This is a genomic window from Rhizobium sp. Leaf321 (assembly GCF_001423215.1).
Lineage (GTDB): Bacteria > Pseudomonadota > Alphaproteobacteria > Rhizobiales > Rhizobiaceae > Neorhizobium > Neorhizobium soli.
This window is the reverse complement of record NZ_LMOF01000008.1, coordinates 94,657-110,501: the sequence shown is the minus strand read 5'-3', so window position 1 is coordinate 110,501 and position 15,845 is coordinate 94,657. Positions and strand designations below refer to the sequence as shown.

Below are 15,845 nucleotides of genomic sequence, written 5' to 3'. Positions count from 1 at the left end.
CATGGCACCGCCAATTCTGAAACTCGACGATATCGTTCTAACCTTCGGCGGCACGCCGCTTCTCAACGGAGCTGCCCTGCAGGTGGAGCCCGGCGACCGCATCTCTCTCGTCGGCCGCAACGGCTCGGGCAAATCGACGCTGATGAAGATCGCCGCTGGCATGGTGGAAGCGCAGTCGGGTGAGGTTTTCCGGCACCCCAATGCGACGATCCGCTATCTCGAACAGGCGCCGGATTTTGCTGGTTACAAAACCGTGCAGGCCTATGCGGAAGCGGGGCTTGGACCTGGCGACGATCCCTACCGCGTCACCTATCTGCTGGAGCATCTCGGCCTGACAGGAGAGGAAGACCCGGTCAGGCTTTCCGGTGGCGAGGCGCGACGCGCAGCACTTGTCCGCGTCATGGCACCGGAACCGGATATCCTGATGCTGGACGAGCCGACCAACCATCTCGATCTTCCGACCATCGAATGGCTGGAAGACGAGCTGCGCAAGACCCGCAGCGCGCTCGTCGTCATCAGCCATGACCGTCGCTTTCTCGAAAAGGTCTCCAACGCCACCGTCTGGCTCGACCGCGGTACGTCCCGCCGCCTGTCGCGCGGTTTCGGCCATTTCGAAGCCTGGCGCGATCAGGTTCTCGAAGAGGAAGAGATCGAGCAGCACAAGCTCGGCAAGGCGATCGAGCGCGAAGAACACTGGATGCGCTACGGCGTGACCGCAAGGCGCAAGCGCAACATGCGCCGCGTCGGCGAGCTGCAGAGCATGCGTGCCGACTACCGCGGCCACAAGGGACCGCAGGGCTCCGTTCAGGCCTCCGTCGCCGAAGGTCGCGAGTCCGGCAAGCTGGTGGTGGAAGCGGAAAACATCACCAAGACCTATGACAAGCCGATCGTCGCGCCGTTCTCGATCCGCATCCATCGCGGCGACCGGATCGGCCTGGTCGGCCCGAATGGTGCCGGCAAGACGACGCTTCTCAAGATGTTGACGGGCCAGCTCGCCCCCGACAGCGGCTGGATCAAGCTCGGCACCAATCTCGAGATCGCCACGCTCGACCAGAAGCGCGAGGACCTAGATCCCGCCGACACGCTGTCGCATTATCTGACAGACGGCCGCGGTGAAACGCTGCTGGTCAACGGCGAACAGCGGCATGTGGCGGGCTACATGAAGGACTTCCTGTTCCAGCCGGAACAGATCCGCACGCCGATCAAGAACCTCTCCGGTGGCGAACGCGCAAGGCTGATGCTGGCCCGCATGCTGGCAAAGCCGTCGAACCTTCTGATCCTCGACGAACCGACCAACGACCTCGACATCGAGACGCTGGACCTCTTGCAGGAAATCGTCGCGGGCTATGCCGGCACCGTCATTCTCGTCAGCCATGACCGCGACTTTCTCGACCGGACCGTGACTTCGACGATCGCCCCGACAGACCCGGATGCGCCTGATGGCCGCTGGATCGAATATGCCGGCGGCTATACCGACATGCTGCAGCAGCGCAAAGGCATGGCCGACGAAAAGCGCCGCGCCGATAAGGCGGAAAAGGCGAAGACGGACAGCACTGCTCCGGCTGCCACCAAGTCAAAGGGCAAGCTCTCCTTCAAGCAGAAGTTCGCGCTGGAAAACCTCCCCAAGGAAATGGCCAAGGCGCAGGACGAGATCGCTACATCCGAACGCAAGATGGCCGATCCCAAACTCTTCGCCAAAGACCCGTCGGCGTTTTCAAAGCTTGCCGCAGAGACGGCAAAACTACGCGATCGTGTCGCCAAAATGGAAGAAGAATGGCTGGAGCTTGAGATGCTCCGAGAACAGATTGAAGGATAGTTAAAGAATTCCTATACTTAACAAATAAATATCCACCGTTTTATTTGTCGCGAGCCGGAACAAACATTCCCCGGTGACGTTCGGCATCCATCAAGTGGTCGAAATGCGTAGTGCGGTATGAATGCCGACATGCCGACCAGATGGAAACAAAACGGTTAGGAATGTCCAATGCTGACTAATGTGATGCGTCGTCGGCTGGCGAGTGATGCAATGGAACAGCGCGTTCTGATCGTCGAGGACGAATTCCTGATCGCGCTTGATGTTGCCGAGACTGTCGAGAGCATGGGTCTCAAGGTTGCAGGCTTTGCCAGCGCCCGCAAGCACGCCCTGTCGCTCGGTGCATACGCCGATATCGCGCTGGTCGACGTCAATCTCTCCGACGGCCGGACCGGTCCGGAAATCGGACGCGAACTCGCTGCCGAATACGGCCTGACGGTCATCTTCATGACGGCCAATCCGGAAGACGTGAAAGACGGCGTCGAGGGATCGCTCGGCGTTCTGACCAAGCCTGTCATGCCGCATGTGGTAGAGCAGACAATCGACTATGCCATCGCCAACCGTCTTGGCGGCATGGCGATCGTGCCGCGTGACCTCAAGATATTCCGCAACGACTCCCAGTCAGGCTACGCGCTCAACGCCTGAACCTTGTTGTCAAAGAACTACTAGCAAGAAAGCCGTCCGGCACGCCGGGCGGCTTTCTTGCTATCGAGACTGCTATCGCACGATGCCTTTCGGTCCTTTGGCCCTGAACGCAAGACGGCAGGGTTCGACACCACTTGCCAGACAATTCCTTCACCGTTACATCTACTCCCGCTCTAACGGGGTGCTGCGCGGTAACGTGCGGCTGAGAGGCTTTCAGCCAACCCGCGGAACCTGATCCGGCTAACACCGGCGGAGGGATTAGACGGCTCACGCTCAGCGCCTATTCCCCTTGTAGATTGATTTTGAAGGAGGCGTTGATGCGCAAACTCTTGCTATCGCTCACCGTGGCTGCGGCCACCATCATCCTGACGCCGGCCGCAAGGGCCGAGGACAAGGTGCTGACTATCTACACCTATGAAAGCTTCACCGCCGACTGGGGCCCCGGCCCCAAGGTGAAGGCGGCTTTCGAAAAGACCTGCGCCTGCAAGGTCGAATTCGTGGCTGTCGCCGATGGCGTCGCACTTTTGACCCGGCTGAAGCTGGAGGGTGAGACGACCAAGGCCGATATCGCGCTCGGGCTCGACACCAACCTGATTTCGGAGGCGAAGGCCACCGGCCTGTTCGAACCGCATGGACTGCAGGCATCGTCCGGCGACGGCGGCATCAGCGTTCCCGGCAATTACGCGGACGATACGTTCCTGCCCTATGACTACGGCCATTTCGCCGTCGTCTACGACACGAAGACCATCAAGAACCCGCCGAGGAGCCTGAAGGAACTGGTGGAAGGCGATCCGTCGCAGAAGATCGCGATCGAAGATCCGCGCACCTCGACACCGGGCCTCGGCCTGCTGTTGTGGATGAAATCCGTCTATGGCGACAAGGCGCCGGAAGCCTGGGCAAAGCTGAAGGGCCGCATCCTGACCGTCACACCCGGCTGGTCGGAAGCCTATGGCCTGTTTACCAAGGGCGAAGTGCCGATGGTGCTCTCCTATACGACCTCGCCCGCCTATCACATGGTGGAAGAGAACGAGAACCGTTACCAGGCGGCCGCGTTTTCCGAGGGCCATTACGTGCAGATCGAAGTGGCCGGCATGCTGAAGGGCGCCCGTGACAAGGATCTCGCCCGTGACTTCCTCAAATTCATGGTGTCGCAGGGTTTTCAGGACGTGATCCCCACTACCAACTGGATGATGCCGGTGACGAAGACGTCGCAACCGCTGCCCGACGCTTTCGGCAAGCTGGTCATGCCGGAAAAGACATTCCTGATGGGATCCGACGAAGTCGCGAAGAACCGCCAGGCATGGATCGACGAATGGCTGAACGCCATGAGCATGAACTGATCGGCTGAACCGGGCATGCTGCTGACCGCTGCCGAGCGAAGACGGGGGATTTCCGGAGGGGTGCTGAGCCTCGTCGCGATCGCGCTTTTCGTCGGCATCGCGGTCTCGGCCCTGCTGCTCTGGGATGCCCCTGATACGCAGGGGCGATTGTTCACGGCCTATACCGGCCGGATCCTGCAGTTCACGCTGTGGCAGGCGGCGCTCTCGACCCTGTTCTCCGTATGCCTGGCGCTTCCCGTCGCACTTGCTTTGGCAAGACGGCCCCGTTTCATCGGTCGGGTCTGGATCGTGCGGCTGATGGCGCTGCCGATGGGCCTGCCGGTTCTGATCGGTGCGCTGGGTCTGATCGGCATCTGGGGTCGCCAGGGTGCCGTCAATGGCCTCCTATCGACATTGGGGCTGGAGCAGCCGATCAGCATTTACGGGCTGACCGGCATTCTTCTGGCTCATGTCTTCTTCAACCTGCCGCTGGCCGCCCGGTTGTTTCTCGTGGCGCTTGAGCGGCAGCCGGCGGAATACTGGCTTCTCTCGTCCAGCCTCGGCATGAAGCCCCTGTCGATCTTCCGTTTCATCGAAGCGCCGGCCCTGATCCGGGTCGTGCCGGGGATTGCCGGGCTGATCTTCATGCTCTGCGCCACCAGTTTCACGCTGGTCCTCATTCTGGGCGGTGGGCCGGCGGCAACGACACTGGAAGTGGCGATCTACCAGTCGCTGCGCTTCGATTTCGATCCGCCGCGTGCCATCGGACTGGCCGTGCTGCAGATTGCGGTGACGGGCCTGATCCTTGCCGCACTCGCGTTTTTCCCCGCCCCCGACGGCACGCATATCACTGCCGGCCGCGCCACCCGCCGCTTCGATGGACGAACATGGGGCGCAAGGCTGTGGGACGGCTCAACCATCCTTGCAGCAACCCTGTTCCTCATCCTGCCGCTCGCCTCGATCTTCCTTGCCGGCATCAAGGCCGATCTCTGGCGGCTGGCGTCCAGCCCCGCATTCCTCAACGCCGCCTATACAAGCCTGTCGATCGCGCTCTTGTCCGGGCTGCTGGCCGTCAGCGTCGCATTGGCGATCATCCATGCGCGCATTGCCATAAGGGATCTCCGTCATCCCGGCATCCCGGCGCGCGGGCTGGCGGCGATGCTGGGTGCGACGTCGTCGCTGGTGCTGCTGGTGCCGCCGGTCGTGATCGGGACAGGCTGGTTCCTGCTGCTTCGCCCGTTCGGAGATGTCTCGCGTTTTGCCCCCGCACTGGTCGCGGCCATCAACATGCTGATGGCCCTGCCCTTCGTGATGCGGGTGCTGGAACCGGCGATCGAGGATCATCGGCGGCAGACGGCACGCCTGGCCGCGAGCCTCGGCGTAACAGGCTTCTCGAGGCTGCGGCGGATCGACCTGCCCTTCCTGATCGGCCCAATCCTTACGGCACTGTCGTTTGCCATGGCGCTCTCGCTCGGCGATCTCGGTGCTGTGGCCCTGTTCGGATCCTCGGAACTGACGACCCTGCCCTGGCTCGTCTACAGCAGACTATCCAGCTACCGAACCAACGACGCCGACGGGCTTGCCCTGCTTTTAGGCATGATATGTCTAGCGCTGACGATCCTCGGAAGTCTGAGCCGCCGAAAGGGATACGATGGCTGACAGCATCCGCCTGGAAAAGATCGCGCTGCAACTCGGCACCAAACGGTTCAGCTTCGATATTGCCATGACCGACGGCGCGATTACCGCCGTGACCGGGCCGTCTGGTTCGGGGAAATCGACCCTCTTGAACCTGATCGCGGGCTTCGAGATACCGGAGTCCGGCCGCATCCTGATTGCCGGCGAGGACGTGACCCACGCCCATCCCTCAAAGCGGCCGATCTCGCTGGTGTTCCAGGACAACAATCTGTTCGCTCACCTCGATCTCGTCACCAATATCGGCCTCGGTGTCGATCCGTCGCTGAAGCTTTCGCGTGAGGACAGGGCGAGAATATCGCAATCACTCGAACGTGTCGGGCTTTCAGGCTTCGAGACACGCAAACCGGGAACGCTGTCCGGCGGCGAGAGGCAACGCGCTGCCTTCGCGCGGGTGCTGGTGAGAAAGAGGCCCGTTTTGCTGATGGACGAGCCGTTTGCGGCGCTTGATCCCGAACTCAGGGCTTCGATGGCATCGCTGCTTCTGGACCTGCACCGCGAAACCGGCAATACGGTGGTGATCGTCAGCCACGACCGCGCCGAGGTTCAAAAGCTTGCCGATGTGGTGGTCGCCGTCGACGATGGCACGATCGTGAACTCCGCCGCAAACACGGCTATTCCTTACGCCCGCTAGAGGCCAGTCGACGGAGCGTCGTCACGAATAGAGACAGGCGAAAACCAACGTTATCGCAGTGCCACAATTTGGTCTTGCGGCGATGTCATCGCCTTGGTTTATCAGAAGTCAATTGCAAACGCGCCGGCTGAACCTATCTCTTTTATCTGTGCATGCGATGCGAAAATCGGTACGAAGCGAAGGTGAACAGGACTGACGGTGCAGAAGACACGGATCAAAACACGCGAGGACGCGACACCCGGCAGGACCGGGCAGACCAGCGCACCGCGCCGTTGGAGACGCTTTGCCGTCGTGTTGCTCGCAGGTGCAGCACTCGCAGGCTGTCAGTCCGTGTTCGACCAGGCCTATACGCCGAACGTTTCTCCATCAGACTCGCCTCAGATCGTCGACGAAGTTCAAAAGAACGATCCGCGGGCGCAGATGGGTGCACGCGAGCATCCCCGAATCGTTGCAAGCTATGGCGGCGAATATCGTGACGCAAAGACCGAACGGCTGGTTGCTCGGATTGCCGGTGCGCTGACCGCTGTTTCGGAAAATCCGACGCAATCCTTCCGCATCACTATCCTCAATTCCCCGGCGATCAATGCCTTCGCCCTGCCCGGTGGCTATCTCTACGTCACGCGTGGACTGCTGGCGCTCGCCAACGACGCTTCGGAAGTTGCGGCCGTGCTGTCGCACGAGATGGGACACGTCACCGCCAACCACGGCATCGAACGCCAGCGGCGCGAGGAAGCTGAAGTAATCGCCAGCCGGGTGGTCGCCGAGGTGCTGTCCAGTGACATCGCCGGCAAGCAGGCGCTTGCCCGCGGAAAGCTGAGACTTGCGGCGTTCTCCCGCCAGCAGGAACTGCAGGCGGACGTGATCGGTGTGCGGATGCTGGGCGAAGCTGGCTACGACCCTTACGCCGCTGCGCGCTTCCTCGATTCGATGGCGGCCTATGCGCGCTACTCGGCGGTTGATCCCGACAGCGACCAGAGCCTGGACTTCCTGTCCAGCCACCCGAATTCCGCCCAGCGCGTCGATCTGGCCCGCCGGCATGCCCGCAATTTCGGCCAGGAAGGCGTCGGCGACAAGGGTCGCGACTATTTCCTCGCCGGCATCGACGGTCTTCTCTATGGCGACAGCCCCCAGGAGGGTTATGTCCGCGGCCAGACCTTCCTGCACGGGGGCCTTGGAATACGCTTCGACGTTCCGCCGGACTTCCGCATCGACAACAAGGTCGAAGCCGTGTTGGCGACGGGACCAGGCGAGACCGCGATCCGTTTCGACGGCGTCGCCGCTGGCGACACCAGCAGCTTGCCCAACTATCTGACCAGCGGCTGGGTGGCCGGGCTTCAGCCGGAAACCGTGCGCGAGACGACCGTCAACGGCCTGCCGGCGGCAACAGCACGTGCATCCGCCGAACGCTGGGATTTCGATGTGACCGTGATCAAGGTCAATGATCAGATCTTCCGGTTCCTGACGGCAGTACCGAAGGGCAGTCCGGCGCTGGACACCACCGCACAGATCTTGCGCAACAGTTTCCGCCGCATGACCCCTACGGAAATCGCGTCGCTGAAGCCGCTCCGCGTCCGCGTCGTGAGCGTCGGGCCACAGGATACGATGGCATCGCTCTCAAGCCGGATGATGGGCACCGACCGCAAGCTGGACCTGTTCAAGCTGATCAACGCCATTCCGGTCGGCGCGACATTGTCACCGGGCCAAAAGGTCAAAATCATTTCCGAATGAGGCTTGTATAAAAGCTTCAAAGCGCGAAGGCCGTTTCAAGGGCCTGCGCGCTTTAAAGCATCGTATCGAGATGTCGCGACCGCCAGAGCGGCGCGGGCACAGTGTGTTTAGGACACAAGCGCCATCTGCGGATTTGCGGTGACGAGTGCCGACTTCAGCTTCTCGATCGCGCGGCTTTCGATCTGCCGCACACGCTCCTTGGAAATTCCGAGCTTGGCACCCAGCGCTTCCAGCGTCGCACCGTCATCCGTCAGCCTGCGGGCGCGGATGATCATCTTTTCGCGGTCGTTGAGCTTGGTGAGGGCACCCTGCAGCCATTTCAGGCGACGCTCGCCATCAATCATGCCCGAAACCTGTTCGTCCGGCAGTGGTTCGCCGCTGGCCAGCATGTCGAGGCGTTCGCCACTGTCGGCATCACCGGAAATCGTTGGAGCCTGGAGCGACGAGTCATTGCCGGAGAGACGGGCATCCATTGTCTGCACGTCGGAAACGCTGACGCCGAGTGCGACGGCAATTTCCTCATGGATGGCCTGGGCCGTGAGGTTGGAGTCGCCGCGGGCAAGTTTTGCGCGCAGGCGGCGCAGATTGAAGAACAGCGCCTTCTGGGCTGAACTCGTACCACCGCGAACGATCGACCAGTTGCGCAGGATATAGTCCTGCATGGAGGCACGGATCCACCAGCTGGCGTATGTGGAAAAGCGGACATCGCGGGCCGGTTCGAACCTTGCCGCAGCCTCGAGCAATCCCACATAACCTTCCTGAACGAGATCGCTCATGGGTAGACCGAACCCACGGAATTTCGACGCCATCGCGATGACGAGACGCATGTGGGCGAGTGCAATCTGGTTTCGAGCGCCCTGATCCTGGCGGTCTTTCCAACGGATTGCGAGATCACGCTCTTCCTCGCGGGCGAGATACGGAGCCGACATCGCTATCTTGATCATTGTGCGGTCTGCGGACATGGCTGTCATAGTGTTCTCCGTGGTGCCGTGATCGACAAAGGGCAAAACCAAAAAAAACGCTGAATTGCGGGATTACCGATATTCCAGCCTTGATTTTTGCGAATTTCTGCCGATGTCCCTCAAGTGTCTCGCGGAGGTCTTGGACCGGTTAGGCAATCGCCCCGCTATTGGTTAGGACGGAGAACACGCAGCACGATGCAGCATTAAATTCGCCGTTCCGGCGGGTTAACGCGCTTGTGTTGTAAAGGTTCCAACAAAAAACCCGGCACTAGGCCGGGTTTTGGTGTTGTCTTTCAGAGATAAAATCAGGCTGCTTCTTCTTCCTGAGCTTCATCTTCCTCAACTGTCTTGCCGCGCTTGGGACCCTTGGCAAGGTTGACCTCGATCAGGCGAACAGCTTCCGTATCGGACATCTTATTGACGGCGGCAATTTCGCGCGCCATGCGATCCAGCGCCGCTTCATACAGCTGACGCTCGGAATAAGACTGCTCGGGCTGGTTTTCGGCGCGGAAAAGATCGCGCACCACTTCTGCAATGGAAATCAGATCACCGGAATTGATCTTGGCATCATATTCCTGCGCGCGACGCGACCACATCGTGCGCTTCACGCGGGCCTTGCCCTGGACCACCTTCAATGCACGTTCGACGAAATCCGTCTCGGAGAGCTTGCGCATGCCGATGCTCAAGGCCTTGGCGACCGGAACCTTCAGGCGCATTTTGTCCTTTTCAAAATCGATCACGAAAAGCTCGAGCTTCATGCCCGCGACTTCCTGTTCTTCGATAGAGGTGATCGTGCCGACGCCATGCGCAGGATAAACAATCGATTCACCAGTTCTAAAGCCCTGGCGTGCGGGAGAATTCTTTTTCAGTTGGGTCGTCATTCGATTCACAAACTCCCTTTGACTCACCCGTTTTATCGGGTCTGGGGAAACCGGGTCTGTCAGGCCCGGATGAGACGGGGGAAACCGTCGGGTCACTCCATACTGATCCGACAACGCGCGCAAAAACAGACCAACTCGCGAAACGGCGACGACAACATCAAAGTGTTGCAATGTCACGGGGAACGCGGGGAGCGATCTGTTTCTTTCGTGATGTTTTTCGGGCACGCGAGTGCCACCTTGTGGAACAGTGAGTAAGCTCTACCACAAAAAAGTGCGGAAATCAATAATTTGCTTTTATTCTTGCAAGCCGCGTGACAGTCGGACAGTGCCCAACCAAAAGACAGCTGATTCGAGCGGGTGACGGGCGCACCGTCACCATCCGGGTTTAATCGCCGGAACCCGGCTCTGCCGAGAAGTACTTTTCATACTTGCCTCCTTCGCCGTCCATTTCCTTGGCCTCCGGAAGAGGATCCCTCTTCACGGTAATGTTCGGCCAGATCTGCGCGAAGTCGGAGTTTACCTTCAGCCACTTGTCGAGACCCGGTTCCGTATCAGGCTTGATGGCCTCAGCCGGACATTCAGGCTCGCAGACGCCGCAATCGATGCATTCGTCCGGGTGAATGACCAGAAAGTTCTCACCTTCGTAGAAGCAATCGACCGGGCACACTTCGACACAGTCTGTGTATTTGCAGCGGATGCAATTGTCTGTCACGACGAATGTCATGCGAAACTCCGAATATCGCAGATTGCGGCACGCTGCCGACGAAAGGTGCGGCAGGCGAAAAGCCGGCAGGCTTCAGCACTCAAGGAAGTCATGCTTTTCGAGTGTCACCTAATGCCTTTGCTGCAACTGCGCAAGAATAAACCGTGCGTAAAAACCGGGTCTTGAGGGCGGATTTTCTAAACCTAGTTTTCGCCCGCTTCGGGAAACAGGCGTTCGGTCTCCCGCCTTTCCTTCTTCGTCGGACGCCCCGAGCCCGGCAGGCGTTGCGCCTGCTCGAACGCCGTCAACTTCTGGCGTTCCTCCGGAGGCGGCGTCAGATCTTCGTAGAGAAGCCGCGCCTCTTCGAATGGACCCCGCCGATCACCACCGGACTTGACCACCAGAACCACATCGCGCCGTTCCAGCTTGATGTCGAGGCGGTCCCCGGTCTTGACCTGATAGCTTGGCTGAGACACCAGCGCGCCGTTGATCCGGATGCAGTTGGACTGGATCAGCGACTGCGCGATGGAGCGTGACTTTGCCATGCGCGCGAAAAAGAGCCACTTGTCGATGCGCTGTCGCGAACCTGCATGCAGCTCTTTTTCAACCATGCGCCTACTTCTTCATCTGCTCCTTGAGGGCAGCAAGCTTGGCAAAGGGCGAATCCGGATCGATCGGCTTTTCCTTGCGCGGTGGCTTGGCCTCAAAGCGAGCGGGCTGTGGTCCCTTGTTACGGTCCGGACGATCGTTACGATCTCCGCGCTCGGGACGATCGCCCCGGTTTTCAGGACGACGGTTGTTGTTGTCGCGGTTCGGACGACCACCGTCACGGCGCTCGCCATCCCGACGACCATCGCGGCGGCCTTCGTTGGGAGCGGCTTCGCCCTGGGGGCGGGCTTCCTGGGTGCGGCCTGCTGAGGCAGCACCGGCATTGCGCTGACCCTGGCCGTTACCACGGCGATCACCCTGCTGTGGCCGACCACCCTGGCGCTGGCTATTCTCGCGACCGCCACCCGGTCGCCACAGGAGAACAGGCTTTGCTTCTTCGGGTTCGACGGCAGCGGCAGCTTCAGTCGAGGCGGCTGTCTCGGCCTGAGCGTCCGGCTCGGCCGTTGCAGTTGCGTCAACGGTTTCAGCTTCCATGGACGCGGCGACGTCAGGCGCCGCAGCTTCTTCACTTGCAGCGTCTTCTGCAGGAGCAGCGTCTTCTGCAGAAGCAGCAGCCTCGGCAGGCGCCGCAACCTCAGCGGAAGCTTCGGTTGCTTCGACCTGATCGCCTTCGGCAGTCGGTGCGGCCTCGTCTGCTGCAGCCGTTGGCGTGGCAGGGGCAGCCGCAGCTGGCTCCTGGCCAGCCAGGAATGCCTGCGCCTCTTCAGGCTTCACGGCATCGGCGCGATAGCCGAGGCCTTTCAGAATTTCTTCCATATCGTCAGGCGTTGCGCCGAGGATCGACAGCATGGCTGTCGTCGTCACGAAGCGGCGACCGTCATAGGCGCCTTCCGGACGCGGGCTGGAGCCCGGCTTCCACTGCAGCAGCGGACGGATGAGATCGGCCAGACGCTCGAGAATGTCGATACGAACGGCACGCTTGCCGAGGAAGCGGAAACCGGCGAGCTTGTAGAAGGTACGCTCGAAAGCAGGATCCGCGACGACCGATGTGCGGCCGGCAGCAAGCGCCGGAATGAGATCGCCGTAACCCGGCTTGTCGATGCCGTCGTTCTTCAGCGCCCAGAGAAGCGTGATAAGCTCCGCCGGAGCAGGCTTCAGCAGCGCCGGCATGAACACATGGTAGGCGCCGAAGCGGATGCCGTAGCGGCGCATCGAAGCGCGCGCATCCTGATCGAGCGTCTTCACGTCTTCGGCAACATCGCGCCGGAACATGACGCCGAGGTTTTCGACCAGCTGGAAGGCCAGGCCCTTGGCGAGACCCTGCAGGTCTTCAGCGCGCGACAGATCGTCCAGCGGCTTCAGCACGGTCGCGATATGATGGTTCACGAAACGCTCGATGCGCGCAACGACGTGTTCGCGGGCATTGCCGGTCAACTGCTCGTCGGCAAGCAGGATCAGGCGCGGGCGCATGATATGGTCGCTCGACGCAAGCCGGCCGACAGGTTCGCCGAGCCAGCGCACGGAACCGTCCGAGCCGACAGCAAGGTCGTTGTTGCCGGATGCATAAAGCCGCGCGGCGCGTGCCTCGAACTCCAGCGCAAGCGCCTTTTGCGCGGCACCCTGGACGGCCTTCGCATCTGGACCCTCCGTGCCGGCTATAGGCGTGAATCGGAATCCAGCCAATTGCCCCACATGATGGCCTTCGACGAAGACATCCCCATTCACACTGATTTCAGCTTCCAGCATCGCATTCTCTCTTAGGCGCTTCATGAGCACAGATGTCCTGCGATCAACAAAGCGTTTCGTCAACCGTTCATGTAACGCGTCCGACAACCTATCCTCGATTTCCCGTGTCTTTTCTTGCCAGTGTGTCGGATCGGCAAGCCAGCCAGGGCGGTTCGAAACATAGGTCCAGGTACGAATCTGCGCGATTCGGGCCGACAGGGTGTCGATTTCTCCGTCGGTCCGGTCGGCCCGGCGAACCTGTTCTGCCATGAATTGCTCGTTCACCGTGCCGAAGCGCACAAGATCCGAGAAAAGAGTCGAAATGAGGTCTGCGTGTTGCGCAGGGGCAATCCGCCGATAGTCCGGCAGAGCGCAGGCCTCCCACAATTTTTCCACCCGCTCCGGCGTTGTCGCCGTATCGCGAATTTCTGCGTAGCGCGACAGATAGTCGAGCGCCTGGATATCGATTGCCGGCAGCGCGCGGGCAAGACCCGCCACGGTCGGCGGCCGGTCGAGACTGGCGCGCAGAGCGGCAAGCGAGGAATAGTCGACGCTTTTCGTGCGCCACTGCAGCACTTTCACCGGCTCGAAATGATGACCTTCGATCCGCTCGACCAGTTCGTCGTCTAAAGGCTGGACCTGTCCGGTCACGCCGAAGGTTCCGTCGCGCACATGGCGGCCGGCACGCCCGGCAATCTGCGCCAGTTCGGACGGATTGAGATTGCGGAACTGATAGCCGTCGAACTTGCGGTCCTGAGCGAACGCAACGTGATCCACATCGAGATTGAGGCCCATGCCGATCGCATCGGTTGCGACCAGATATTCCACATCGCCTTCCTGATAGAGAGCGACCTGTGCATTGCGGGTCCGCGGGCTCAAGGCGCCAAGCACCACGGCCGCACCACCGCGCTGGCGGCGGATCAGTTCGGCGATCGCATAGACCTCTTCAGCGGAGAAGGCGACAATGGCGGAACGCTGCGGCAGGCGGGTGATCTTTTTCTGGCCGGCATAAAACAACTGCGACAGACGCGGCCGTTCGACCACGGTGATACCGGGAAGCAGCCGTTCGAGGATCGGCCGCATGGTGCCGGCGCCGAGCAGCAACGTCTCCTCGCGTCCGCGAAGATGCAGGATGCGGTCGGTGAAGATGTGCCCGCGCTCGAGATCGCCGGCCAGCTGTACCTCGTCGATGGCGACGAAGGCGGCCTTTGTCTCGCGCGGCATCGCCTCGACGGTGCAGACGGAAAAGCGCGCCATATGCGGCGTGATCTTTTCCTCGCCCGTGATCAGCGCGACATTGTGATAACCGACCTTCTCCACGACACGCGTATAGACCTCGCGTGCAAGCAGGCGAAGGGGCAGACCGATGACACCGGAACCGTGCGCAACCATGCGCTCGATGGCATAATGGGTCTTGCCGGTATTGGTGGGGCCTAGCACGGCCGTGACGCCGCGGCCGCTGAGAATCATGGGCTGAGAATGCAAAGCCAGTTCCTGCTTATCCGCCGATGCGATCCTCCACGGAAACGCAATCGCAGTATCAGATGGCCATGCTCGACGATAAACGCAAGCCGATATGTTGTCCTCGACAAGGCGAGACCACGATTTCCAGGATCAACATGTGTACGATACGCAAGCCAGTTTCGTTCGAACAAACGTGAACGAATCGGCGACGATTGCGGATTCCGGAGCGTTCCCGATCTGTTTCGAACATTACCCGGCTTTCCGACGCATGGCCAAAGTGTAACCCGTTAACCACACGCCACGGGCAAGCAAGTGGTGAGTGGAACAAAAGTTCCCATGCTACGTTTTCTCGGCAATCCCAACCGGACATGTCGAGCCGGTAGGTCAGCGGAGTACAAGCCTATGCTCGGAACCATCCTACTTATCGTACTGATTTTGCTTTTGATCGGCGCGCTGCCGAATTGGGGGCACAGCCGGAACTGGGGTTATGGTCCGTCCGGCGGTCTCGGCCTTGTTGTGCTGATTATCATCATCCTCCTGCTGATGGGCAGGATCTAAAAGCGGCGAAGCCGCACGTTACCAAGGGAAGGAAAGTGACATGAAAAAAGTTTTGCTCGTCGGCGCTCTCGTCGGAATGCTGGCATCCTGCACATCCACTGAAAAGGGCACTGCAATCGGTGCTGCTTCGGGCGCCGTTATCGGTGGCGCTGTGACCAACAGCTGGGGTGGCGCTGCAGTCGGCGCTGTCGGCGGCGGTCTGGTTGGCGCTGCTATCGGCGAATCGCAGAAGCGCAATGGTTACTGCGTCTATCGCGACCGTTATGGCCGTACATACGAAGCACGTTGCCGCTAAGTCCTGCGTGTAGTCGCAGAATAGAAACCGGCGTCCCATGGGCGCCGGTTTTTTTGTATCCGCTTACCCGGCGAAATACTGACCGCCATTTGCGCTGAGCGTCGAGCCGGTAATGAATCCGGCTTCTTCAGAGGCTAGAAACAGCACGCAGCGGGCGATTTCTTCCGGTTCGCCCAACCGTCCGACAGGTATCTGCGGGATGATCTTCTCATCCATCACCTTTTGCGGGATGGCACGCACCATGTCGGTGCCGATATAGCCGGGGCAGATCGCATTGACGGTGATGTTCTTCGAGGCCCCTTCCTGCGCAAGAGCCTTGGTGAAGCCGAGATCGCCAGCCTTGGCGGCGGAATAGTTCACCTGCCCCATCTGGCCCCTCTGGCCATTGATCGAGGAGATGTTGATGATGCGGCCGAAGCCGCGCTCGCGCATGCCGGGCCACACCGGATGGGTCATGTTGAACAGGCCGGAAAGGTTGGTATCAATGACCTCCTTCCACTGCTGTGGCGTGATCTTGTGAAACATGCCGTCGCGGGTGATTCCGGCATTGTTGACGAGGACGTCGACAGGCCCGAGCTGCGCTTCGACTTCAGCGATGCCCTTCACGCAGGCATCGTAATCCGACACGTCCCACTGGAACACCGGAATGCCCGTCGCCGCGTGAAACTCAGCGGCCTTTTCGGTATTGCCCGCAAAATTTGCGGCGACCGAATAGCCTGCCGCTTTCATGGCAGTGCTGATCGCAGCCCCGATGCCGCGCGTGCCTCCTGAAATCAACGCGATACGCGCCATGTAAACTTCCTTTCATACCGTCGCC

General features: G+C 60.5%; 14 protein-coding genes and 1 riboswitch. Of the genes, 8 read left to right on the top strand and 6 right to left on the bottom strand.

Annotation, left to right across the window (positions count from 1 at the left end):
- Position 1: 1 nt before the first annotated feature.
- The 6 genes from ASF70_RS17550 (at position 2) to ASF70_RS17525 (ending at position 7,831) form a co-directional block, all read left to right on the top strand.
- On the top strand, positions 2 to 1,816 hold the full coding sequence (locus ASF70_RS17550; protein ID WP_062581574.1) for an ABC-F family ATP-binding cassette domain-containing protein: 1,815 nt from the start codon (positions 2 to 4) through the stop codon (positions 1,814 to 1,816).
- A 168-nt stretch (positions 1,817 to 1,984) separates the two neighbouring features.
- Complete coding sequence (locus tag ASF70_RS17545) at positions 1,985 to 2,458, top strand: response regulator (RefSeq protein WP_062462225.1); 474 nt, start codon at positions 1,985 to 1,987, stop codon at positions 2,456 to 2,458.
- Between the two features lie 167 nt (positions 2,459 to 2,625).
- Positions 2,626 to 2,733, top strand: a riboswitch (TPP riboswitch).
- Positions 2,734 to 2,775: 42 nt separating this feature from the next.
- On the top strand, positions 2,776 to 3,798 hold the full coding sequence (thiB, locus tag ASF70_RS17540; protein WP_062581573.1) for a thiamine ABC transporter substrate binding subunit: 1,023 nt from the start codon (positions 2,776 to 2,778) through the stop codon (positions 3,796 to 3,798).
- Positions 3,799 to 3,813: 15 nt separating this feature from the next.
- A complete protein-coding gene (thiP, locus tag ASF70_RS17535; RefSeq protein WP_062581572.1) occupies positions 3,814 to 5,436 on the top strand; it encodes a thiamine/thiamine pyrophosphate ABC transporter permease ThiP in 1,623 nt (540 codons plus the stop codon).
- Positions 5,429 to 6,103: an ATP-binding cassette domain-containing protein gene (locus ASF70_RS17530; protein WP_062581571.1), complete on the top strand. Its 675-nt coding sequence runs from the start codon at positions 5,429 to 5,431 to the stop codon at positions 6,101 to 6,103. Before thiP ends, ASF70_RS17530 begins: the two co-directional genes overlap by 8 nt.
- 291 nt (positions 6,104 to 6,394) lie before the next feature.
- Complete coding sequence (locus ASF70_RS17525; protein WP_244474110.1) at positions 6,395 to 7,831, top strand: M48 family metalloprotease; 1,437 nt, start codon at positions 6,395 to 6,397, stop codon at positions 7,829 to 7,831.
- A 107-nt stretch (positions 7,832 to 7,938) separates the two neighbouring features.
- Here ASF70_RS17525 and ASF70_RS17520 read toward each other — a convergent pair whose 3' ends face one another.
- The 5 genes from ASF70_RS17520 to ASF70_RS17500 all read right to left on the bottom strand — a co-directional run bounded on the left by ASF70_RS17520 (position 7,939) and on the right by ASF70_RS17500 (position 14,202).
- The gene (locus ASF70_RS17520; RefSeq protein WP_062462213.1) at positions 7,939 to 8,802 is read right to left on the bottom strand and encodes an RNA polymerase factor sigma-32; all 864 of its coding nucleotides are present in this window, start codon (positions 8,800 to 8,802) and stop codon (positions 7,939 to 7,941) included.
- A gap of 296 nt (positions 8,803 to 9,098) precedes the next feature.
- A complete protein-coding gene (locus ASF70_RS17515) occupies positions 9,099 to 9,674 on the bottom strand; it encodes a CarD family transcriptional regulator (RefSeq protein WP_062462212.1) in 576 nt (191 codons plus the stop codon).
- A 385-nt stretch (positions 9,675 to 10,059) separates the two neighbouring features.
- Complete coding sequence (gene fdxA, locus ASF70_RS17510; protein WP_062581570.1) at positions 10,060 to 10,398, bottom strand: ferredoxin FdxA; 339 nt, start codon at positions 10,396 to 10,398, stop codon at positions 10,060 to 10,062.
- Positions 10,399 to 10,580: 182 nt separating this feature from the next.
- Positions 10,581 to 10,988 (bottom strand): RNA-binding S4 domain-containing protein, encoded by a 408-nt coding sequence (locus ASF70_RS17505; RefSeq protein ID WP_062462206.1) that lies wholly within the window; start codon positions 10,986 to 10,988, stop codon positions 10,581 to 10,583.
- A gap of 4 nt (positions 10,989 to 10,992) precedes the next feature.
- Positions 10,993 to 14,202 (bottom strand): helicase-related protein, encoded by a 3,210-nt coding sequence (locus ASF70_RS17500; RefSeq protein ID WP_062581569.1) that lies wholly within the window; start codon positions 14,200 to 14,202, stop codon positions 10,993 to 10,995.
- A 375-nt stretch (positions 14,203 to 14,577) separates the two neighbouring features.
- Here ASF70_RS17500 and ASF70_RS23725 point away from each other — a divergent pair, with 375 nt between their 5' ends.
- Both ASF70_RS23725 and ASF70_RS17495 read left to right on the top strand, forming a co-directional pair.
- Positions 14,578 to 14,733 (top strand): DUF3309 family protein, encoded by a 156-nt coding sequence (locus ASF70_RS23725; RefSeq protein WP_082471964.1) that lies wholly within the window; start codon positions 14,578 to 14,580, stop codon positions 14,731 to 14,733.
- Between the two features lie 40 nt (positions 14,734 to 14,773).
- A complete protein-coding gene (locus ASF70_RS17495; protein WP_062462199.1) occupies positions 14,774 to 15,028 on the top strand; it encodes a YMGG-like glycine zipper-containing protein in 255 nt (84 codons plus the stop codon).
- Positions 15,029 to 15,091: 63 nt separating this feature from the next.
- Here the strand turns inward: ASF70_RS17495 and ASF70_RS17490 are convergent, their stop codons facing one another.
- Positions 15,092 to 15,820, bottom strand: a complete 729-nt coding sequence (locus ASF70_RS17490; RefSeq protein ID WP_062581568.1) for a beta-ketoacyl-ACP reductase — start codon at positions 15,818 to 15,820, stop codon at positions 15,092 to 15,094.
- Positions 15,821 to 15,845 lie beyond the last annotated feature (25 nt).

Coding starts and splice junctions, on each gene's coding strand:
- ASF70_RS17530 (WP_062581571.1), top strand. CDS start 5,429: ATGGCTGACAGCATCCGCCTGGAAAAGATCGCGCTGCAACTCGGCACC.
- ASF70_RS17545 (WP_062462225.1), top strand. CDS start 1,985: ATGCTGACTAATGTGATGCGTCGTCGGCTGGCGAGTGATGCAATGGAA.
- ASF70_RS17505 (WP_062462206.1), bottom strand. CDS start 10,988: ATGGTTGAAAAAGAGCTGCATGCAGGTTCGCGACAGCGCATCGACAAG.
- ASF70_RS23725 (WP_082471964.1), top strand. CDS start 14,578: ATGCTCGGAACCATCCTACTTATCGTACTGATTTTGCTTTTGATCGGC.
- ASF70_RS17550 (WP_062581574.1), top strand. CDS start 2: ATGGCACCGCCAATTCTGAAACTCGACGATATCGTTCTAACCTTCGGC.
- thiP (WP_062581572.1), top strand. CDS start 3,814: ATGCTGCTGACCGCTGCCGAGCGAAGACGGGGGATTTCCGGAGGGGTG.
- thiB (WP_062581573.1), top strand. CDS start 2,776: ATGCGCAAACTCTTGCTATCGCTCACCGTGGCTGCGGCCACCATCATC.
- fdxA (WP_062581570.1), bottom strand. CDS start 10,398: ATGACATTCGTCGTGACAGACAATTGCATCCGCTGCAAATACACAGAC.
- ASF70_RS17495 (WP_062462199.1), top strand. CDS start 14,774: ATGAAAAAAGTTTTGCTCGTCGGCGCTCTCGTCGGAATGCTGGCATCC.
- ASF70_RS17520 (WP_062462213.1), bottom strand. CDS start 8,802: ATGACAGCCATGTCCGCAGACCGCACAATGATCAAGATAGCGATGTCG.
- ASF70_RS17490 (WP_062581568.1), bottom strand. CDS start 15,820: ATGGCGCGTATCGCGTTGATTTCAGGAGGCACGCGCGGCATCGGGGCT.
- ASF70_RS17515 (WP_062462212.1), bottom strand. CDS start 9,674: ATGACGACCCAACTGAAAAAGAATTCTCCCGCACGCCAGGGCTTTAGA.